The following is a 19221-nucleotide window of genomic DNA, read 5'->3' as shown; positions in this document are numbered from 1 at the left end:
ACCGGTTTCGTTTGGTACAGGCGAGCGCCGTTATGCCGCCGTGCTGGTGGCCGCGCCGACCCGAAGCCCGCCATGCTCGACGATGAAATCGATCACCTCCTGCAGGCCCTTGCCGCGCGACAGGTCGGTGAAGCCAAACGGCCGTTTGCCGCGCATGCGGGCAGCGTCGCGTTCCATGATGTCGAGATTGACGTTCACATAGGGCGCAAGGTCGCTCTTGTTGATGACCAGGAAATCGGACCGGGTGATCGCCGGTCCGCCCTTGCGCGGAATCTCCTCGCCCTGGCAAACCGAGATGACATAGAGCGTCAGGTCGGCAAGGTCCGGCGAGAAGGTGGCGGCGAGGTTGTCGCCGCCCGATTCGATGAAGACGATGTCGAGATCCGGGAATTTTTTGGTCATCTCGGCGATCGCCTGCAGATTGATCGAGGCGTCCTCGCGAATGGCGGTGTGCGGGCAGCCGCCGGTCTCGACGCCGATGATGCGATCCTCGGGCAGCGCCTGAAGCCGGGCCAGCATCATGGCATCTTCCTTGGTGTAGATGTCGTTGGTGACGACGGCGATCGAGAACTCGTCACGCAGCGCCTTGCAGAGCTTTTCGGTGAGCGTCGTCTTGCCGGAGCCGACCGGGCCGCCGATGCCGATGCGAAGAGGACCGTTGGCTTGTGTCATCTAGGGAACTCCGTGATGGCAAGAATGGCGAAGCCGAGCCCGATCAACAGACAGAGCGGCGAATAGTAGCTGACATCAAGCCGCGCGAAAGGCTGTTCGGGCGCCAGCCGGCGCCACCACGGCGTGAAGCCGGCAATGCCGCGCGCCAGGAAGACCAGCGCGATGAGCAGCGCCGTGGCGGCCAGCCCGGCCTTGGGAAAGGGCGTGGCGAACACGCCTTCGAGCGCCATCGGCCACAGCGTCGCCAGGCCGAGGCAGGCGGCAACGGCGAAGCTGGCGAAGGGTGCCGGCATCTCGTCGACGCCGCGAAAGCCGATGACCGCGCGAGCGCAGGAGGCGGCGTCCCTGCCCGGCCAGATGCCGCCAATGCCCCAATAGACATGCAGTGCTGTGATCAACAGCAGGACCAGCGAGAGCGCGAAAGCGAGGACGATCATGAGCGGAACAGCCGCGAATACTGGGCTTCGTGCTTCATCGCCGTGACGTCGGAGATGAAAGCGCAGCCGCCGAGATCATCGAGGGTCGAGCCGGCAGCGCGGTCGGCCGTGGCCAGGGCAAGCGGTTCGAAGGCGGCCAGTAGCGTCATCGCGGCACTCTGGCCAACGATGCCGAGCCGGATCGCGGCCTGGACGAGATTGGAGAAGAAGGCCTGCAGAAAGGCCGCCAGGGCGTCCCGCAGCGCAATGCCGTGATCGCCGGCAACGGCGCCGACGGCAACGCAATAGGCACATTCGGCCGGCAGGCGATCCAGCACCTGGCACGGCCAGGCGAAGGCCGCCTTCAGGAAAGCAGCGCCCTGCAGCATGGTCTCGGCATGGCGCTCGCGCGAGCCTGCCAGAGCTTCGGCAAGGGCGACGATTTCATCGAGATCGCCGGTTTCGCGCCCCCTGCGCCAGCTTTCGGCAAACAGCACCGCATCATTCCAGCCCGAACCCATCTCGACCAGCGTTTCCAGCCACGCGGCGAGCTCTTTGCTGTCGGCAACCAGCCCGGCATGCACGGCTTGCTCGAGACCATGGCTGTAGGAAAAGCCGCCGACCGGGAAGGAAGGCGACAGCCACGCCATCAGCCGCAACAAAGCAATATTGGAAGGCTGGGCAACGTTGGAAGGCTGGTCAGTCATGGTCATGGTCATGCGAATGGCTGTGGGAATGCGATTCGCTATGGGTATGGGAATGCGCTTCGGCGTGGCTGTGCGCATGCGCCTCGGCATGAGCGTGGCCGTGGCCGCCATGCCCGGAATAGGCGCCGCGCACCGGCTTGAACGGCTCGGAGACGTCGCTAACGGTGGCGCCCAATCCCTCCAGCATCGCCTTGATGACATGGTCGCGCAGAATGAGGATGCGCCCAGCTTCGATGGCGGCTGCGAGATGGCGGTTGCCGATGTGCCAGGCAAGCTCTGCCAGATGGACAGGGTCGCTGGCCCGGACGTCGTAGAGCGGCTCCTCGGCCGCGACGATCTCGATGTGGCGGCCATCCTCCAGCACCAGCCGGTCACTATGGTTCAAGGTCACCGGTTCGGGCAGGTCGACCAGCACCTTGTCGCTACGGGCCGTTTCGATGGCGCGACGGCGCAGATGCCGCTCGTCATGGGCAAGCACCGCACTGTCGTATGGCGTGGTGGTTCCGGCTTCGCCTGCGGCCAGGACGGAGACGGCGCGCGGGAATTTGGTGAAGTCGGTGCGAATATCGAGCTTCATGTAAAAACTGCCTCTCCCAAAAAGCCTAGCCTATCGCGTCCGCCGCCCCAATGGGGCTCAGACGATCGTGTCGAAGAGCCGCAGGATGAACGATATCTGATAGACGAGCGCGCCGGCGACAAAGGCGATGTGAAAGCGGCGGTCGCGCAGCAGGATCGCAATGACGCAAAGCGCGACGAAAACCGGCGTGCGGATCAGATATTCGACGCCAAAATGGGCGAAATGCTCCGGCCCTTTCAGCAGCGTATCGATCACGTCGAGCAGATAAGTCGCCGCCAGCAGGCCGAAGAACCAGGCCCGGCGCGAATAAAAGAAATCCTCATAGCTGGTGTAGTCCAGCATCGAATCCGGAAACAGCAGCGCGCAGAGCAGGAACAGCGTGACGGCGTAGAAGATGATGAACAGGTATTTGCCGAAGGTCCAATTCTCGATCTGGAACAGGCCGAACTCCCACCACCAGAAATGCACCAGCATTAAAAGCACCGACGCAACCCAGGCGAGGTGCACGGGATAGAGCCGGTATTGGCCGGGATGCTGGACGATGCGGGCGACCCCCGACAGCAGGCGGGTGACGCCGAGGCCGATCACCATGCCCAGGACGATGCGGATATGCGGGAAAATGTCGTGGGCGTAGGGGAGTTGCGGGTCCATAGGCCTGGCGCGGCATGTTCTACATCGGTCGTTCTAACGCCTGTGGTTCAGAACAGGAAGTAGCGTTGCGCCATCGGCAGCACGGTAGCCGGCTCGCATGTCAGGAGTTCGCCGTCGGCGCGGACCTCATAGGTTTCGGGGTCGACCTCGACATGCGGCGTGGCGTCATTGAGCACCATCGAATGCTTGCCGATGCCGCCGCGGGTGTTTTCGACCGCGACCATCTGCTTGTCGACGCCGAGCCTGCCGCGCAGGCCGGCGTCGAGCGCGGCCTTCGAAACGAAGGTCACCGACGAATTGGTCATCGCCTTGCCGTAGGCCCCGAACATCGGCCGGTAATGCATCGGCTGCGGCGTCGGGATCGAGGCGTTGGGATCGCCCATCGGGGCGGCGGCGATCATGCCGCCGATCAGCACCATGTCCGGCTTGACGCCGAAAAAGGCCGGATTCCACAGCACGAGGTCGGCGCGTTTTCCCACCGCCACCGAGCCGATGTCCTTCGACAGGCCATGCGCGATGGCCGGATTGATGGTGTATTTGGCGATGTAGCGGCGGACGCGGAAATTGTCGTTGTCGCCGGTCTCCTGCGGCAGCGAACCGCGCTGGCGCTTCATCTTGTCGGCGGTCTGCCAGCAGCGGATCGCCACTTCGCCGACACGGCCCATGGCCTGGCTGTCCGACGAGATGATCGAGAAGGCGCCGATGTCGTGCAGAATGTCTTCTGCGGCGATGGTTTCCTTGCGGATGCGGCTTTCGGCAAAGGCGATATCTTCGGGGATCGACGGCGACAGATGGTGACAGACCATCAGCATGTCGAGGTGTTCGGCCAGCGTGTTGATCGTGTAGGGGCGGGTCGGGTTGGTCGAGGACGGAATGACGTTAGGCAGGCCGCAGACCTTGATGATATCAGGCGCGTGGCCGCCGCCGGCGCCTTCGGTGTGGAAGGCATGGATGGTGCGGCCCTTGATCGCCGCGACCGTGTTTTCGACGAAGCCGGACTCGTTCAGCGTGTCGGTGTGGATCATCACCTGCACGTCGTAATCGTCGGCGACCGACAGGCAGCAGTCGATTGCAGCCGGCGTCGTGCCCCAGTCCTCGTGCAGCTTCAGCGAGCAGGCGCCGGCGAGCACCATCTCCTCGAGCGCGGCAGGCAGGGACGCGTTGCCCTTGCCCGACAGGCCGATATTCATAGGGAAGGCGTCGAAAGACTGGATCATGCGCGCCAGATGCCACGGCCCAGGCGTGCAGGTGGTGGCCAGCGTGCCGTGCGCCGGGCCGGTGCCGCCGCCGAGCATGGTGGTGATGCCCGACATCAGCGCTTCCTCGATCTGCTGCGGGCAGATGAAGTGGATATGCGCGTCGAAGCCGCCGGCGGTCAGGATCTTGCCCTCGCCGGCGATGATCTCGGTGCCGGGACCGATGATGATGGTGACGCCGCCTTGGGTATCCGGATTGCCGGCCTTGCCGATCGCGGCGATACGGCCGTCCCTGAGGCCGATATCTGCCTTGACGATACCGGCGGTGGCATCGACGACCAACGCATTGGTGATGACGGTGTCGACCGCGCCTTGCGCGCGCGACACCTGGCTCTGGCCCATGCCGTCGCGGATGACCTTGCCGCCGCCGAACTTCACCTCCTCGCCGTGAAGAGTGAGATCCCTTTCGACCTCGATGAACAGCTCGGTGTCGGCGAGCCGGACCTTGTCGCCGACGGTCGGGCCGTACATCTGCGCATAGGCGGCGCGGGTGATTTTAGCCATCAGCAATTGCTCCCGAAATACAGCCCGAAAATACCGCTTGTCGAAGCCGGGCCCCACATTGCCGCCATCCTATGGTCACGCAATGACCCGCTGAGCGACACTTTCCGATCCCATTTAGCGTTTGAGGTGGCCGGGCCACCCCAAAACGACCATTTGCCAATCGATGGAAAGGAACATCCATGCGCAAAACGACCCTTCTGGCAGCCGCCGCCACGCTGGTGCTCGCAACCGCCGCCAGCGCCCAGCAACAGCCTGCGCAGCAGCCCAGTCCGGCGCCGGCTGCGCCTGCTCCTGCCGCGCCCGGGGCGCAGCCGCAGGCGCCCACCATCCAGGCGATCAACGTCGTCGATATCAAGGATCTGCCCGCGGACACTCAAGCCAAGGTCAACGAGGTGATCGCCAAGCGCAGCGATGCCGACCTGCAGAAACTGCGCGGCTCGATCGACGCGACACCGCAGGTCAAATCCGCGCTCGAAGCCAAGGGGCTCACCTCGGCGCAGGTGATCGCCGCCAGCATGAGCACCAATGGCGCGCTGACGCTGATCACCAAGAAAGCGAGCTGACGAGACGAGGCGGCGGGCCGGCGCCCGGCCAGCCCGCCGCATCACAAAGGGAACCTTCACGGGGGACGTTACGTTTCGGTCCTGTCGCCCTGACACGAGCCTCGAAAAGGACCCTGAGAACGAGCGATGGCGATCACCACCTTCTCCGACACCAGATGGCTGCATGGGATTGCCGCGACCGCGTTTCTGGCAGCCAGCATTCCGCACGCCGCGCTGAACGCGCAGAGCCTCGACAGCGCCGAGACCGTCAACCGGATCGTCGGCTCGGAGGTCGGCCAGGAAGAGACCCAGACAAATGCGGAAGCCGGCAAGGTCAGTTCGGCGATCGACCGCACGCGTGAAAACATCGCCGCCGTGCGCAAGACATCCAAGCTCGACAAGGTCGATATCGTGTTTCTTACCGATGCCGCGCGCACTGAAGGCGGCCCGCCACCGGCGATCGAAAACAAGGTCAGGCAACATCGGGACGACATCGCCGAGCTGCGCAAGGAGATCGAAGCGAACGCATTGCTGTTCAACGCCATCGATTCGCGGCGAGTGCAAACCGAGGACGTTCTGGCGGTGGAATTCGACGATCCGGGAAAGGTCATCATCTATGCGGCGGCCAAGCCGCCCGGCTGAGCCGAAACTGCTCGACGCCTTCGATCTCACAGCGCGCCCATGATCTTCTGTTGAAATCCGTAGACCTCGCGCTTGCCGCCGAACGGCACCAGGGTAACGTCGCGCTCTTGGCCGGGCTCGAAGCGCATGGCGGTGCCGGCAGCGATGTCGAGGCGCATGCCGCGCGCCTTGTCGCGATCGAATCTCAGTCCCTCATTGGTCTCGAAGAAATGATAATGGCTGCCTACCTGGATCGGCCGGTCGCCGCTGTTGGCTACCTTCAAAGTGACCGTCGCCAGACCCTTGTTCAGTTCGATCTCGCCGCTTGCCGTGATGATTTCGCCGGGGATCATCGCGGCCTCACACGACGCCGAAAGCGAGGCCGGCGCCAATCGCGGCACAAGCGGCGCCAGCGGCGCGGGCAAGCCCGCGGAAGCGCCAGCCGAGGCCGAGACCGGCCGCGATGCCGACGGCGTGGAGCAGTGCCGTGGCAACGGCAAAGCCTGCGATATAGCCGAGCCCAGCGGCATTTTCAGGAACCTCGGTGCCGTGGGCGTAGCCATGGAACAGCGCGAACAGGCCGATGACGGCGACGCCGGCCGAGACGGGAAGATCGACGGCGAGCGCAACCAGCAGCCCGAGTGCCACGACGGACGCCAGTATCGCCGGCTCGACGAAAGGCATAGGCACATGCAGCCTGCCGAGCACGCCGCCGGCCAGCATGACGCTTACGAAGGCCAGCGGCCATGCCCAGGTCGCTTTGTCGCCCTTGAGCGCGGCCCATAGCCCGACGGCAATCATCGCCGTCATGTGATCGAGGCCGGAGAGCGGGTGGGAGAAGCCGGCGGTGAAGGACGAAACCGTGCCCACGCCGACATGGGCATAGGCTGGCATAGCTGCCGCCAGCAGCAGGACCGCCGACAGCGTCGTGCGTTTCATCGTAGCGGGGATCATCGGCGTAGCTTCCATCTTCGAGATCATCATGCCTCTCACGCCGCCTTGCGGGCCGGACCACAGCCCTCTGCCTTGAGGACGCGCTTGGTGGAGGCCGGATATTTCTTCAGCAGCGCTGCCGGACGGATAGGGCGGGCCGAGAAGTTGCCGCCGCAATTCGGACAGGCGCCGCCGAGCACGTTTTGTGCGCAGTCGGCGCAAAAGGTGCATTCGAAGGTGCAGATCACCGCATCCGTCGCATCGGGCGGCAGATCCTTGTCGCAGCACTCGCAGTTGGGACGCAGCTCAAGCATTTTCCTCTCCTTGGCGGTGTTATCTGATCGGCTCGTGCACGGTCACCAGCTTGGTGCCGTCTGGAAACGTCGCCTCGACCTGCACATCGTGGATCATTTCTGCAATGCCTTCCATCACCTGGGCCCGGGTGACGACATGGGCGCCGGCCTCCATCAGCTCGGCGACCGCGCGGCCGTCGCGGGCACCCTCGACGACGAAATCGGTGATCAGCGCGATCGCTTCCGGATGATTGAGCTTGACGCCGCGTTCGAGCCGCTTGCGGGCCACGATCGCCGCCATGGCGATCAGCAGCTTGTCTTTCTCCCTCGGCGTCAGATTCATGCTTTTTCCTGCGGTGGCACAATCGAAATCAGAGTGACCATAATTTGGGCAGGCCCGCCCGTCCGTTGAGCAATTCGACAAGCGGCACCAGCCGCTTGCGGAGCTGGTAGCCGTCCTCAGCGAACAGCCTCGCAAGAAGCTTGCCAGATTTCCGCACGCTCCAGAAACTGACGCCGCCCTGGCCGCCGACTATGCCCCGGGCCGGCTCGAGCAAAGCCTCTGCCCGTGGCGATACCATCAGCAGCGTCGCCACGGCGACGGCACCGCCGGCCGCTGCGGGACGGTTCAAGGTGGCCGCAACGTCCGGCCCGATGCGGAACTCCTCTGCATGGACCAGCGCCCCGTCCTGGCGGACGCGCCAGCGGTCGTGGAAATGGCCTTGCGAAGCCCGTTCACCCATGGCCAGGCGGCCGAAGACGGTAGCCTCCAGGATCAGCGCCTCGGCTCCGGTGGCAAGCTCCACGTCAAGGCTGCGGGCAAAGGCCGAGCGGTCGAAGACGATGGTTTCCTGTGGCAGCCAGGCAATGTGGCCGTCTTCCCCGACAGTCAGCTGCACCCGCACTTCGGCGCGGTCGGATGCGGCGCGATAGATTTTCTCGCAGGCCTGCGTTGTTATGGTTGCGGAGGCGCCGGCACCGACATCGACCTCCCAGGCGAGACGGTCGCCACCGGTCAGCCCACCGGCGGTGTTGATCAGGACGGCTTCGAGCGGATCGGCCGAGACCGCCGGCATGCGGATCTTGGCCGAACCGTCCTGGTACAGACGCCGAAGACGCGTGCGGCCTCCGTTCCAGTCGCAGCCAAGCCGCGCGACGCCGGCAACACGCTGGGCCGGCGGCACTGAAGTCAAGCTATATGCGATCGTATCCACGACACCAACGTTAAGCACTGCGGCGGCTTTGTCGATATATAGCTTGTTGCTTGACAGCGTTTCGGTTTCTATAGAGGGAGCCACCTTGGTACGGTCACCGGCGCCTGGCGGGGGTAAAAGGCGACGATGACGACGTAATCGAGGACAAAAGGGGCGCTGATCAGTTGGCGTCGGGAAACGACAGAGTTGGGGAAGAAACCGAATGGCTGACCAGCTGGCAAACGATATCATCGCCAAGATCAAGGCTCATGCCGAGCCGGGCGGCGAGGAAATCACCACCAGTACCGAACTGACCGCCCTTGGCATCCATTCGCTGGAACTGACGGAGATCATCTTCGATCTCGAGGAAGAGTATGGCATCGAAATCGAGATGAACACTGTCGATGCCTGGAGCAATCTGAAGAATGTCGGCGACATGGTCGAGGCGGTTCGCGCGCTGATCGCGAAAAAAGCCTGACTGAATGCACAAGCGCGTCGTCATCACGGGCATCGGCGGATTATGCGGGCTCGGCACCAATGCACCGGCAATCTGGAATGAAATGCGCGCCGGCCGTTCGGCAATCGGCGCGATCGACAATCCGCTGCTGCATGATCTGAAGGTCAAGGTCGGCTGCGAAATCAAGGCGCTTCCCGAGCACGGCATCGACCGCAAGCAGGTCGTGTCGATGGACCGCTTCAGCCTTCTGGCGACGATCGCCGCGCGGGAGGCGGCACAGCAGGCGGGATTGAACCCGCACGCGGCCAACACCTACCGGATGGGCACCATCGTCGGCGTCGGCGTCTGCGGCTGGGAGGCAATCGAAGAGAACTATCGCGCCATCCTGCTCGAAGGCAAGAACCGCGCCGGCATCTTCACCGTCCCGAAAGTAATGCCGGGCGCTGCAGCCGGCCATGTCAGCATGAATCTTGGTCTGCGCGGGCCGGTGTTCGGCATCACCTCTGCCTGCTCGTCATCCAACCACGCCATTGCCTCGGCGGTCGATCAGATCAGGCTCGGCCGGGCCGACGTCATGGTCGCCGGCGGCACCGATGCGCCGCTGGTCTGGGGCATCCTCAAGGGCTGGGAGGCCCTGCGGGTACTGTCGCCGGACACCTGCCGGCCGTTTTCGGCCGACCGCCAGGGGCTCGTGCTCGGCGAAGGCGCCGGCATGGTGGTGCTGGAAACATATGAGCATGCCATGGCGCGCGGCGCCGCCATCCTTGCCGAAATCGCCGGCGTCGGCCTTTCCGCCGACGCCTCCGATATCGTCGCGCCAACCATCGAAGGGCCTGAGGCGGCGATGCGCTTCTGCCTCGTCGATGCCGGGCTCAATCCAGAGGACGTCGACTATCTCAACGCGCATGGCACCGGCACCAAGGCCAACGATCAGATCGAGACGGCGGCGATCAAACGCGTGTTCGGCGGCCATGCCTACAAGCTTTCGGTGTCCTCGACCAAATCGATGCACGCCCACTGCCTCGGCGCCTCCGGCGCGCTGGAAATGATCGCTTGCGTGATGGCGATCCGCGAAGGCATCGTGCCGCCGACCGCCAATTATCGGGAAGCCGACGCCGACTGCGATCTCGACATCACGCCGAACGTGGCGCGCGAACGCACCGTGCGCACCGCGATCAGCAACAGCTTCGCCTTCGGCGGCACCAATGCGGTGCTGGCGGTCAAGGCCGTGTGACCGCACCCCTTGCGGGTCCTTCACCGGGGCCGGCGAAACTTTCCATGCGCATATTGATCGCGCCAGGCGTCGCGCCTAATTCTCTGCGACCTGCCATGACCGTGCCGCTCGGCGCGGTCCCCTACCAGGAGTTTCGATGACCGATCTGTCCGCGTTTCCGATTGCTAGGCGCTGGCCGGCGAGCCACCCCGACCGCATCCAGCTTTATTCGTTTCCGACGCCGAACGGGGTGAAGATATCGATCGCGCTGGAGGAACTTGGCCTGCCTTACGAGCCGCATGCCGTCGATATCGGCAAGAACGAGAGCTGGACCCCGGAATTCCTGTCTTTGAACCCGAACGGCAAGATACCGGCGATGATCGATCCGGACGGCCCGGGCGGCAAGCCGATCGGCTTGTTCGAATCCGGCGCCATCCTGCTTTACCTCAGCGACAAGACCGGCAAGCTGGTGCCGGCAGACGCGACGCTGCGTTATGAGACGATCCAGTGGGTGTTCTTCCAGATGGCTTCGATCGGGCCGATGTTCGGCCAAGTCGGATTCTTCCACAAATTCGCTGGGCGCGAAATCGCCGACAAGCGCCCGCTGGAACGTTATCGCGACGAGTCGCGACGGCTGATCGGCGTCCTCGAAACGAGGCTCAAGGGCCGCAGCTGGATCATGGGCGACGATTACACCATCGCCGATATTTCGATGCTTGGGTGGGTGCGCAATCTGATCGGCTTCTACGAGGCGCGGGAACTCGTCGGTTTCGACGATTTCCCCAGCGTGGGCGCATGGCTGGAGCGTGGCCTCGCTCGTCCAGCGGTGCTGAGGGGCCTCACCATTCCGGCCAGAAGCTGATCTTACGCCGATTCCGCTCGGCTATTTTGCTTTGGTCCGGGGTTTCTTGCCGACTACGGAAGCGGCAAGCGACGCCGCCCCTTTGGCGGTGGCAAGCACGGCACCAGCGGCGACGTTGGCCGTCGTTTTGACGGTGCGCATTGCGCTGCCTGCGATCGATCCTCTGCTTGCCGGCTTTTTAGGGCTGGCGGCTTTGGGAGCTGCGGCTTTGGTCGCGGCAGGCATCACCTTTTTCGGCGCTGCCTTGCCAAAGCTGGGCTTTGCCGCCTCCTTGGAACGCGCCGCCGCTGCCGGACCGGCGCTGGTTTTCGCGCGAGTTGCTTTTGATCGTGTTGCCCTGCCCTTGGCGGGCGCAGGCTTTCTTGCCATGGTTTCCATCGAACGGTTCCCTCATGGGCACAATTGCCGTGTCCGGGATAACGGCCTGAAACTGTCAAGGTTCCGGCCGGGCGGTTCCTTGCAAGTCAGGCCAGGTCGCCGACCACCAGGTCGGCGGGCCGCCGACGGGCAAGCACGCGGTCGATGTTCGGCATATCGTTAGAGGCGATCCAGGCGCGCGCGTCCTCGTCGGAGCGGCCGTGCTCGTGCCATCGCGCCAGCAGTCGGCGCTCGAGCTCGGCGCGCGGCACATCGACGAAGATCGAGAAGTCGAACAGCGGCGCCAGCCGCGACCAAGGTTCCTCGTCGAGCAGGAGATAATTGCCTTCGACCAGAATGAATTTGGTGTCGGCGGCGACAATCGCAGCGGCGGCGCGCGACAGCTCCATGCTGCGGTCGAAGACCGGGATGGCGATATCCGGCTCGCCGGCGCGGATGCGCTTCAGCAGCGCTTCGAAGCCGGCAAAATCAAAGGTTTCCGGAGCACCTTTTCGCGCGCGAAGGCCGCGTCGATCGAGAACGGCGTCATCGTAATGGAAGCCATCCATCGGCACGACTTCCGCCGTGCCTTCCGGCAGCAGGTCGTGCAAGCCTGCCGACAATGTCGATTTGCCGGCGCCGGGAGGGCCGGCAATGGCAACGATGAAGCGCGGTGCCTTGCCGGCGCGCTTGAAAATGGCAGCAGCGATATGGGCGATTTCTGACATTGGCCCCCTTACGGTGGTTCTGGCGCATTTTGGCGGCAGTTTTCGAAAATTTCAAACGCCGGCTTGTGCCAAGCCTTCAATCGGGCCTGGATTGACCGATCCGCAGGAAATCGCCGTCGAAGCCAATGTCGCGCACGGCATCATCGGCGGCCAGGGTGCGCATGCGGCCCGGCGAGGTCGTGACGTCGTGCGGCGGCTCGCCGGATGGCCATGGCAGTGCGCCGATGACATGGCGGAACGAAAAGCGGCGCGCTTCGGAAAGGGCAAAGGCGGTCGCCACGCCTTCGCGCTTCAGCCAATTGTCGCCGAGCGATGCGGCGTGGCCGACGGCCGTGCGGCCGTCCTCGATGCCGAGCACGCCGCGGTGGCGGCCACTCCATGGCGCATAATCGCGCCCGCCATTGCTGACCCACAGCATGGTGACCGGCAGTTCGGCCGGGTTCTTCAGCACCAGCACGAGATCGGCTTCCGCCTGGCGCGCCAGCGCGGTCCAGCCCGGCCCGCCATGATCGGCCTCGACCAGCGTCACGAAGTCCTCACGCAGCTGGTCCATGCGATAGGTGGTCAGGTCAATCGTGCCGCCGTTGGCGGCGGGAAAGCGCGTCAGGTCGGCGGTTCGCGCCGGGTAGGCGAGCAACGAGCGGCCGCGGGCCGGATCGGGCTCCGGCGCCTCACTCGGCGTTGCGGCAAGGCGCTTGGGCGAGAAGGCTAGCCTGCCGCCGGCCGTCATCACCGTCATCGGGTGGTGGGCGACGGGAATGGCGCCGGCGCCGCCGGAAAAGACGTGCTCCTGATAGAGAAAGGGATGATCGTCGCGCACGATCAGGATCTTGTCGACGGTTGCGCCCATGACCGGGCGCTGCAGGCGGAAGACGGCGCGCCAGCCGTCGGTCGTTGCCGCGCTGTCGACGACGTCCCAGCGACTATTTGCCGGCCAGCCATGCAAAGGTGCCGCTTCGACGTCGCTGATCGAGAACGGCGCGCAGAGGAAATCGCCGGACAGGTGGACCGTCCCTTCAGGCAGGTCTTTCGGCAGCATCTCGCGCGGCTCGCCGACCCAGGGTGCGCGATGCAGCGGCTTCAGCCGGCGGCCATCGATATCGACCGTCATGTCGGCGAGATGGCCGACGGCAAGATCGACCGATACCGAAATGCCCTTCGCCGTGATCGTGACCGTATCCATGTGCACCTACCGATTCTGCCAGCCCGATTCCGGCGGCCCGATTCTGCCGGCGCAGCAAAGCCCACTCGCCGCCGGTTGCGCAAGCGCGGTGGCGGGCAATTCACATCAGGCGGCGCCACGTCGGCCTGTGGACAGGGCACCGTTCGAGGGCCAGACCGATATTAACCAAATGGACTGTGCCTTTGCGTTAAGATAGCTTCGCCTCGTCTCAGAAACAGCCTGCCTTCGGAACTGACTTGTCCGCCTTCCGGTTCTTTTCGTCCATCCACAAATGCGTCGCTGTGCTGGCGCTGCTGCTGTTTGCTGCCGGCTGCACGACTGTCACGCCGCCCGACAGCGTGCTGGCGGTACCGGCGCCGCCGCAGAAATATGCCGCCATGGTCATCGATGCCGGCACCGGTAAGACGCTGTTCGAGGTCAATTCGACGGCGCCGCGTTATCCGGCGTCACTGACCAAGATGATGACGCTGTACCTTCTGTTCGAGGCGCTGGATTCTGGCCGCATCAGCAAGGAGACGCAAATCCCGGTGTCGGACAACGCCGCCCGGCAGCCGCCGACCAAGCTGCGGTTCAGGCGCGGCGAGACCATCGACGTCGATTCGGCGATCCGCGCCGTCGTCGTCAAATCGGCCAATGACGTGGCGGTCGCAATTGCCGAATATCTCGGCGGCAGCGAACAGGCATTCGCCGGCATGATGAGCGCCAAGGCGCGCCAGATCGGCATGAGCAGCACCGTTTTCCGCAACGCCTCGGGCCTGCCGGACGGCGACCAGCACACCAGCGCGCGCGACATGGCGGTGCTCGGCATGGCGCTGCACGCCCGCTTCCCGCAGCATTTCCACTATTTCTCTGAAAGCGACTTCATGTTCCGCGGCAGGCTGGTGCGCGGCCACAACGACATGCTCGGCCGGGTGCGCGGCGTCGACGGCATCAAGACCGGCTATATCAGGGCTTCGGGCTTCAATATCGTCACCTCCTATAATGCGGACGGGCACAGGCTGATTGTCGTGGTGATGGGCGCCGACAGCGCGCGCCAGCGCAACGACCACGTCGAGGCGCTGATCCAGCGCAGCCTGTTGCCGACCTCCGAGGCAAAGACGCGGCTGCTGTATGCCGAGGAGCAGTGACAGTTGAAGTCCGAGTGTTGACCGCGTGCGGGTTCAGGCGACAAACGCAGAGCCGCCGTTTTGCGCGACACTGCTGAGATACTTTGCCGGCGGCTTGCCAAGCGCTTTCTTGAACATGGTGATGAAGGCGGTGACCGATTCGTAACCGAGATCGGCCGAAACCTGCTGCACGCTGGCGCCGGAGGCCAGCTCGCGCATTGCGACGATCAGGTGCAGTTGCTGGCGCCAGCGCCCGAAGGTCAGCCCTGTCTCTTTCACCACGAGACGTGCGAGACTGCTCTCGCTGAGCGCGACGCGACTGGCCCATTCCGCCAGGGTGCTGCGATCGGCAGGATCTTGCGCCAACGCCGCCGCGATGCGCCTCAAGCGCGGCTCGGACGAGATCGGCAAATGCAGCTGCTGGACAGGCATGCGCGGCAGTTCGGTGAGCAGAGCCCTGGTCAGGAGCTCGCCCCTCGCGTCATCGTCCTCAACGCGATCCGTCAGCTCTATGATGAGCTCGCGCAGCAACGGCGAGATCGAAAGCGTGCAGCACCGGTCCGGCAGGTCGGTAGCTCCCGGTTCGATATAGACGAAGAAAATCCGGGCATTGGCGGTCGCGATATTGCTGTGCTCCATGTCGCCGGGAATCCACACCGCGCAATGCGGCGGCACCATCCACAGGCCGCTGGGGACGCGACATGTGACGCCACCGCCCAGCGCGAAGACGAGTTGCCCTTTGCGGTGGTGGTGGTCCGGCACCTCCGCCCTGGTTTCGGTAACGTCGACGCGCACGGCGATTGCCGGGGCGAGGACATCATCCGGATCGAAAGGCCAGGGGTAGCGGAGAGGCTGTCTCATATTGACTGATTTTAGCGATCGACTGCCAAGATATCTAAATTACTCAAACAGGAAAGTCGATAGTTTAGGGATGAGTAACTCAGAAGCCGACAGGCGGGCTTCCATTTAGTCATGCCCTGCTTGCGTTCTGAACGTCGGACCAACAAGCCCGGCGCACGGAAACAGGCTGGCGTCCGCCACGCAGCAAGAAGGGACGATACCAATGCTCGCCTTGGTCACATCTTCCGACAGCGCCACCGGGTTGCGGCTCGCCGAGTTTGGTGAGCCCGAGCCCGCCCCGCATGAGGCGCTGGTCTCGGTTCGGGCAGTCTCGCTGAACCGCGGCGAACTGCGCCTGCTCAACATCCGTCCGAACGGCTGGGTGCCTGGCCAGGACGTCGCCGGCATTGTCGAGCGCGCCGCGGCTGACGGCTCCGGGCCGGCCATCGGCGCCCGGGTTGCGGCTCTGGTCGACGAGGCCGGGTGGGCCGAACGGGTCGCCGTTCCGACCGACCACCTCGCCGTCCTGCCGGACGACGTCAGCTTCGTCTCCGCCGCCACTGTTCCGGTCGCGGGCACGACCGCGCAGCGGACCCTGCGCCTCGGCGGCGACCTGGCCGGCCAGCGGGTCCTGATTACCGGCGCAAGCGGCGCGGTCGGCCGTTTCCAGATCCAGATCGCCCGCCAACAGGGCGCGTCGGTGGTGGCAGTCGCCGCTGAACGGCATGCCGACGATCTCCGCGGCCTCGGAGCCGAGCGGGTCGTCGAAACGATCGAGCTGGCCGAAGGACTGTTCTCGCTGATTACCGAATCGGTGGGCGGCGATAGCCTCGCCCACGCGATCGAACGGATCGCGCCCGGCGGGACCGTCGTCATGTTCGGCTCGAGCAGCGGCGAACTCACGCCCATCGGCTTCCGCCAGTTCGTTCCGGGTCACGAAGGCGCGCGGCTGCAGACCTTCGCCTACTACACTTCTGGTCCGGACCGTGGCGCAGACATCGCCTCGCTGCTCGCGCTGATCGCAGCCGGCCGGCTCGAAACGCGCGTGGTCCTCACCGTGCCGTGGCGGGACGTCGGCCAGGCCCTCGACGCGCTGCGGCAGCGCAGCATCAGCGGCAAGGCAGTGCTTACCGTGACAGAATGAGCAGGCGGTGGCGCCGGACGGGACGGTGTCTGTCTCCCCCCGGCTGCTACGGCAACTTGAGCCCGCTGGCGATTGCCCGTTGAAGCCGGCGCCTGCTTCCGCTAAGAAGCCGTGGCTGGCCGGTTTACCGGCTGGTTCGTTTTTGGGATCGCCGATCCTGAAGGCACCCGTAGCTCAGCTGGATAGAGCGCTGCCCTCCGAAGGCAGAGGTCACAGGTTCGAATCCTGTCGGGTGCGCCAAAATATCGAACGAGATCAGCGAATTATGACTTAGAGCTATCGCCCCTCCAATTCTGTCATCCTTCAGGTAAGCGTAGGGTAAGCAGAAACCTAAGTTCGAACCGTCCCTTGGGCGCGCGGGACACTGGGGATCAAATCATAATGCTGTTGGCTATGATCTGGGTGACAATCAGCCCAAAGAAGTAGGGAAGCGAGATCGAGACAACGAAGCTGGTGACCCCTGAAAACCACAAGAAAGCCTCCCGAAAGCGGGCCGGTAGCTCAAAGTGCTCGGCGGCTGCGTGCAGACCGTAGCGTATGTAAGTTCCGATAAATAGGAACGCGCCGCCATAAGCTAACAAGTACAAAACTAACACCGCAGGCGAACCGCTCTTTTGCCAGGCTAGTTGTAGTGCGCTCATAATAATCAAGCTTTCGATCGTTACGAAGATGAACTCATGCACCGCTTTGGTGTTGCCGAGCCATTGTTCAAAAAATGATTTCGGCTGATCGAAGTCTCGTAGTGTTCTAAACATGCGAAATAAGATCATCATGCACCTTTTGCTGAGACGCCAACGCGGCCACGGTCCCTCGCCGAATCTTTGCATCCGTGCGCTGCATTAGACAAGCGAGGTATTAGCAATGAGGCCACAAACGTCTTGTTATAATCCCCAACTTAAGCCATCCTGATTATGGGTTTGGGGGATCAATCATGAAAAATTTTGTTACGTCAGTTCTCGGCATCGTCGGCGTCTTTGGCGTGATGGCGATCGGGCTTGGAACGCTCGCGTTCTATACCGTTGCATTCGAAGCTGGTGCTGATGAATGGTTCGGATGGCATGGATGGTGGGTGCCGGTTCTGTTCTTTGTCGCTGTGATCATGTTTCGATCAGGCCTGCTAATCGCCGCCGCAATGGTGATTGGCGGCTACGGAGCATACTATACATGGGAATGGCCGATTTGGATCGTTGTCCCGGTCTTCTTCCCAGCACTTGCGTTCATGCTTGCCGGCTTGCTGGTAGCAGCTGTCGGCGGGGTGACGGAGCGCGTGCGCGGATGATTAGAATTGTCGCGATTTGCGCTGCGGTAGCGCTCACCATCGCAACCCTGTCCTTGCCATACGGGTACTATCAGCTGCTGCGTCTGGGAATTTTCGCTGCCGGCATCTATTGCGGCATTAAGTTGAAATCAGCCGATGACGAGAAACTTGCCTTCTCTCTTTTCGCCGTCGCGCTGGCCTTCAACCCATTCTTGCCGGTATTTCTTTCGCGGGAAATTTGGTTGCCAATTGACCTCATTTGTGCGGCCTTGTTCGGCTTCGTCGCATATCGATGCGGAAAGAAGATCCCGGCAATCGGTTCAAAGTAGCGGAGCCGTCTCGCTACCTTCGCCCCTGTAGCTGGTCGTTCTCTTTCTTCGCGGCCTCGACGCGCTTGTCAATCCAGGCGGCAAGGTGGGGCAGATACACGCCCCTAGCCGCCTTCTGGCTGTTCTCGATCCGCACCACCGGCAAATCGATCTCGCCCTCTGTCGTCTTGCGGATGAACTGTTGAGGCGTGAGGTGGCTGAAAAAGGACGCGCACACCTTCTCGACGGGGATCACAGCTGCGCCGTCGAATTGCGCCATGAGTAAAAAAACGGTGTTCATTGGTCTCCTTTAATGCCGTTGTCTAAGGGCGCGACGAAATCGCCCCACACGAAAGATGCGCGCCATTGGGCCTCCTCGACCCCGCAAACGAACACAAATAAGGCCTTGTCGTCGGCTGGATGGGTTTCCCAATCCGGATCGTTCCCCATGACCTGGACGATCTCCCAGTTATCACACGGCGTAAGCTCGTCGCCGTCTACGGTCCCGTCCGCGGCTGTTCGCCATTTCGCCCAGTAGTAGCCGGGCTCAAGCGGGATCTGCGGTACTCTGTGGCCGTATGGAATGCACATCTGGTGAACCCTAAAGCTGATCGGAATCAAAGCCCGGATGTTCTGCCATCACGACGGCCAAGCCGACACCTGTCAAGTTACCCAGGTTGCGAACAAGAATTCGGTCCCTCTCAATTCAATGTCCCAAGTCCAACGTCCGCCCAGTAGGTTCCGTCGATCCAAGCGGCAGCTGTGGCCTTTATCCGGATTTCCGTTTCGCTCTGCGCCGGCAGAGACGAGATTGTTTCCGCAATGGCGAAGGCCGGCGCGCTCGCAGCGTCGATCGCCGCGAACTCCTCATCAACGCTGATGTCCTCGGGCAACGCGTCGATCTTCGCTTTGGAATAGGTCATAGCCTGATGCAGCAGGATGCCGAGGAAATTCATTTCGCCTTCGAAGACAATGCCGTTGCGGTCCATGATGCCCGTCCTTCCGTTTTGGTTCAGTCAACGGTATCCTTTATAGATATTCCGTTGTCCCTTATGGTCAATGATGCAAAACCAGTTGTCAAGCCATTTCGGATAATCTATTATCTTTTTTAGACACCACGAGGGGAATGCGAGAATGATCAATGCAGAACAGATGCGCGCCGCCAGAGCGCTGCTCGACTGGACCCGTGACGACCTCGCGGAAAAGTCTGGAGTGTCCGCGCCGACAATTAAGCTTATGGAAACGCGAGGCACCGAGCGAAGTGTAATCGCTACGGTGAATGCTGTTCAGACGGCCCTTGAGGTTGGCGGGGTTGCATTCATACCGGAGAACGGCGGAGGCGCTGGAGTGCGCAGGAGGGACAGGAGGGCATGACCTCGCCACTGCGTGAAGTCGTCCCC

The 19221-nt window shown here is 63.2% G+C and carries 29 protein-coding genes and 1 tRNA gene; 11 read left to right on the top strand and 19 right to left on the bottom strand.

Annotated elements, in window-relative coordinates; translation table 11 throughout:
* Window positions 1-30: 30 nt before the first annotated feature.
* The 6 genes from ureG to ureC are packed head-to-tail and all read right to left on the bottom strand — an operon-like array spanning window position 31 to window position 4783.
* Window positions 31-672 carry an urease accessory protein UreG gene (gene ureG, locus NKI54_RS10170; RefSeq protein WP_023677000.1) on the bottom strand — a complete coding sequence of 214 codons (642 nt, stop codon included), beginning with the start codon at window positions 670-672 and terminating at the stop codon, window positions 31-33.
* Window positions 669-1109: a DUF3995 domain-containing protein gene (locus tag NKI54_RS10165; RefSeq protein ID WP_023677001.1), complete on the bottom strand. Its 441-nt coding sequence runs from the start codon at window positions 1107-1109 to the stop codon at window positions 669-671. Before NKI54_RS10165 ends, ureG begins: the two co-directional genes overlap by 4 nt.
* Complete coding sequence (locus NKI54_RS10160; RefSeq protein WP_031211833.1) at window positions 1106-1807, bottom strand: urease accessory protein UreF; 702 nt, start codon at window positions 1805-1807, stop codon at window positions 1106-1108. Before NKI54_RS10160 ends, NKI54_RS10165 begins: the two co-directional genes overlap by 4 nt.
* Window positions 1788-2372: an urease accessory protein UreE gene (locus NKI54_RS10155; RefSeq protein WP_352637360.1), complete on the bottom strand. Its 585-nt coding sequence runs from the start codon at window positions 2370-2372 to the stop codon at window positions 1788-1790. The genes NKI54_RS10160 and NKI54_RS10155 overlap by 20 nt, the downstream gene beginning before the upstream one ends.
* 57 nt (window positions 2373-2429) lie before the next feature.
* A complete protein-coding gene (locus NKI54_RS10150; protein WP_023677004.1) occupies window positions 2430-3023 on the bottom strand; it encodes a hypothetical protein in 594 nt (197 codons plus the stop codon).
* Window positions 3024-3070: 47 nt separating this feature from the next.
* Window positions 3071-4783 (bottom strand): urease subunit alpha, encoded by a 1713-nt coding sequence (gene ureC, locus NKI54_RS10145; RefSeq protein WP_031211834.1) that lies wholly within the window; start codon window positions 4781-4783, stop codon window positions 3071-3073.
* Window positions 4784-4962: 179 nt separating this feature from the next.
* Between ureC and NKI54_RS10140 the strand changes: the two genes are divergently transcribed.
* Window positions 4963-5346 carry a hypothetical protein gene (locus tag NKI54_RS10140; RefSeq protein ID WP_023677006.1) on the top strand — a complete coding sequence of 128 codons (384 nt, stop codon included), beginning with the start codon at window positions 4963-4965 and terminating at the stop codon, window positions 5344-5346.
* Window positions 5347-5472: 126 nt separating this feature from the next.
* A complete protein-coding gene (locus NKI54_RS10135; protein WP_352492191.1) occupies window positions 5473-5967 on the top strand; it encodes a hypothetical protein in 495 nt (164 codons plus the stop codon).
* 26 nt (window positions 5968-5993) lie between these two features.
* On the opposite strand, the gene NKI54_RS10130 is transcribed toward NKI54_RS10135, so the two are convergent.
* The 5 genes from NKI54_RS10130 to NKI54_RS10110 are packed head-to-tail and all read right to left on the bottom strand — an operon-like array spanning window position 5994 to window position 8386.
* Window positions 5994-6299, bottom strand: coding sequence for an urease subunit beta (locus NKI54_RS10130; protein WP_023677008.1), 306 nt, complete (start codon window positions 6297-6299; stop codon window positions 5994-5996).
* Window positions 6300-6306: 7 nt separating this feature from the next.
* Entirely contained in the window at window positions 6307-6900 is a 594-nt protein-coding gene (locus NKI54_RS10125; protein ID WP_352637364.1) for a HupE/UreJ family protein, read from the bottom strand.
* 35 nt (window positions 6901-6935) lie between these two features.
* Entirely contained in the window at window positions 6936-7193 is a 258-nt protein-coding gene (locus tag NKI54_RS10120) for a DUF1272 domain-containing protein (protein WP_352492190.1), read from the bottom strand.
* A 19-nt stretch (window positions 7194-7212) separates the two neighbouring features.
* The gene (locus tag NKI54_RS10115; protein ID WP_023677011.1) at window positions 7213-7515 is read right to left on the bottom strand and encodes an urease subunit gamma; all 303 of its coding nucleotides are present in this window, start codon (window positions 7513-7515) and stop codon (window positions 7213-7215) included.
* A 28-nt stretch (window positions 7516-7543) separates the two neighbouring features.
* Window positions 7544-8386, bottom strand: coding sequence for an urease accessory protein UreD (locus NKI54_RS10110; protein ID WP_502898211.1), 843 nt, complete (start codon window positions 8384-8386; stop codon window positions 7544-7546).
* A 202-nt stretch (window positions 8387-8588) separates the two neighbouring features.
* Between NKI54_RS10110 and NKI54_RS10105 the strand changes: the two genes are divergently transcribed.
* The 3 genes from NKI54_RS10105 (at window position 8589) to NKI54_RS10095 (ending at window position 10897) form a co-directional block, all read left to right on the top strand.
* Window positions 8589-8843, top strand: a complete 255-nt coding sequence (locus tag NKI54_RS10105) for an acyl carrier protein (RefSeq protein WP_023677013.1) — start codon at window positions 8589-8591, stop codon at window positions 8841-8843.
* A gap of 4 nt (window positions 8844-8847) precedes the next feature.
* On the top strand, window positions 8848-10056 hold the full coding sequence (locus tag NKI54_RS10100) for a beta-ketoacyl-[acyl-carrier-protein] synthase family protein (protein WP_352588683.1): 1209 nt from the start codon (window positions 8848-8850) through the stop codon (window positions 10054-10056).
* Window positions 10057-10192: 136 nt separating this feature from the next.
* Window positions 10193-10897: a glutathione S-transferase family protein gene (locus NKI54_RS10095; RefSeq protein ID WP_352691397.1), complete on the top strand. Its 705-nt coding sequence runs from the start codon at window positions 10193-10195 to the stop codon at window positions 10895-10897.
* A 178-nt stretch (window positions 10898-11075) separates the two neighbouring features.
* Here NKI54_RS10095 and NKI54_RS10090 read toward each other — a convergent pair whose 3' ends face one another.
* The 3 genes from NKI54_RS10090 to NKI54_RS10080 form a co-directional block, all read right to left on the bottom strand.
* Window positions 11076-11291, bottom strand: a complete 216-nt coding sequence (locus NKI54_RS10090) for a hypothetical protein (protein ID WP_245274707.1) — start codon at window positions 11289-11291, stop codon at window positions 11076-11078.
* A 70-nt stretch (window positions 11292-11361) separates the two neighbouring features.
* Complete coding sequence (locus NKI54_RS10085) at window positions 11362-11982, bottom strand: nucleoside triphosphate hydrolase (protein ID WP_352691395.1); 621 nt, start codon at window positions 11980-11982, stop codon at window positions 11362-11364.
* A 76-nt stretch (window positions 11983-12058) separates the two neighbouring features.
* The gene (locus NKI54_RS10080) at window positions 12059-13165 is read right to left on the bottom strand and encodes a hypothetical protein (protein WP_352691393.1); all 1107 of its coding nucleotides are present in this window, start codon (window positions 13163-13165) and stop codon (window positions 12059-12061) included.
* A 236-nt stretch (window positions 13166-13401) separates the two neighbouring features.
* On the opposite strand from NKI54_RS10080, the gene NKI54_RS10075 reads away from it, so the two are divergent.
* Window positions 13402-14292, top strand: a complete 891-nt coding sequence (locus NKI54_RS10075) for a D-alanyl-D-alanine carboxypeptidase family protein (RefSeq protein WP_352691391.1) — start codon at window positions 13402-13404, stop codon at window positions 14290-14292.
* A 33-nt stretch (window positions 14293-14325) separates the two neighbouring features.
* On the opposite strand, the gene NKI54_RS10070 is transcribed toward NKI54_RS10075, so the two are convergent.
* Window positions 14326-15132, bottom strand: a complete 807-nt coding sequence (locus NKI54_RS10070; RefSeq protein ID WP_352691389.1) for an AraC family transcriptional regulator — start codon at window positions 15130-15132, stop codon at window positions 14326-14328.
* 202 nt (window positions 15133-15334) lie between these two features.
* On the opposite strand from NKI54_RS10070, the gene NKI54_RS10065 reads away from it, so the two are divergent.
* Window positions 15335-16255 carry a zinc-binding dehydrogenase gene (locus NKI54_RS10065; protein WP_352691387.1) on the top strand — a complete coding sequence of 307 codons (921 nt, stop codon included), beginning with the start codon at window positions 15335-15337 and terminating at the stop codon, window positions 16253-16255.
* 163 nt (window positions 16256-16418) lie between these two features.
* Window positions 16419-16495 (top strand) — tRNA-Arg (locus tag NKI54_RS10060).
* Between the two features lie 131 nt (window positions 16496-16626).
* On the opposite strand, the gene NKI54_RS10055 is transcribed toward NKI54_RS10060, so the two are convergent.
* A complete protein-coding gene (locus NKI54_RS10055) occupies window positions 16627-17028 on the bottom strand; it encodes a hypothetical protein (RefSeq protein ID WP_023720456.1) in 402 nt (133 codons plus the stop codon).
* A 158-nt stretch (window positions 17029-17186) separates the two neighbouring features.
* Here NKI54_RS10055 and NKI54_RS10050 point away from each other — a divergent pair, with 158 nt between their 5' ends.
* Together NKI54_RS10050 and NKI54_RS10045 are read left to right on the top strand one after the other, a co-directional pair.
* Window positions 17187-17534 carry a hypothetical protein gene (locus tag NKI54_RS10050; RefSeq protein WP_023720457.1) on the top strand — a complete coding sequence of 116 codons (348 nt, stop codon included), beginning with the start codon at window positions 17187-17189 and terminating at the stop codon, window positions 17532-17534.
* Entirely contained in the window at window positions 17531-17842 is a 312-nt protein-coding gene (locus NKI54_RS10045; RefSeq protein ID WP_023720458.1) for a DUF6804 family protein, read from the top strand. Before NKI54_RS10050 ends, NKI54_RS10045 begins: the two co-directional genes overlap by 4 nt.
* A gap of 13 nt (window positions 17843-17855) precedes the next feature.
* Here NKI54_RS10045 and NKI54_RS10040 read toward each other — a convergent pair whose 3' ends face one another.
* From NKI54_RS10040 to NKI54_RS10030, 3 genes are all read right to left on the bottom strand, one after another.
* Window positions 17856-18122 carry a pyocin activator PrtN family protein gene (locus tag NKI54_RS10040; RefSeq protein WP_023720459.1) on the bottom strand — a complete coding sequence of 89 codons (267 nt, stop codon included), beginning with the start codon at window positions 18120-18122 and terminating at the stop codon, window positions 17856-17858.
* Window positions 18119-18412 (bottom strand): hypothetical protein, encoded by a 294-nt coding sequence (locus NKI54_RS10035; RefSeq protein ID WP_156948129.1) that lies wholly within the window; start codon window positions 18410-18412, stop codon window positions 18119-18121. The genes NKI54_RS10040 and NKI54_RS10035 overlap by 4 nt, the downstream gene beginning before the upstream one ends.
* Window positions 18413-18522: 110 nt before the next feature.
* Window positions 18523-18777 carry a hypothetical protein gene (locus tag NKI54_RS10030; protein WP_352449502.1) on the bottom strand — a complete coding sequence of 85 codons (255 nt, stop codon included), beginning with the start codon at window positions 18775-18777 and terminating at the stop codon, window positions 18523-18525.
* Window positions 18778-18955: 178 nt separating this feature from the next.
* Here NKI54_RS10030 and NKI54_RS10025 point away from each other — a divergent pair, with 178 nt between their 5' ends.
* Window positions 18956-19195: a helix-turn-helix domain-containing protein gene (locus NKI54_RS10025; protein WP_023720462.1), complete on the top strand. Its 240-nt coding sequence runs from the start codon at window positions 18956-18958 to the stop codon at window positions 19193-19195.
* Window positions 19196-19221 lie beyond the last annotated feature (26 nt).

It is taken from the genome of Mesorhizobium sp. M0663 (genome assembly GCF_040320585.1).
Taxonomy (GTDB): Bacteria; Pseudomonadota; Alphaproteobacteria; order Rhizobiales; family Rhizobiaceae; genus Mesorhizobium.
The sequence above is the reverse complement of the archived record's forward strand: the minus strand, read 5'-3'. Positions and strand labels throughout refer to the sequence as shown.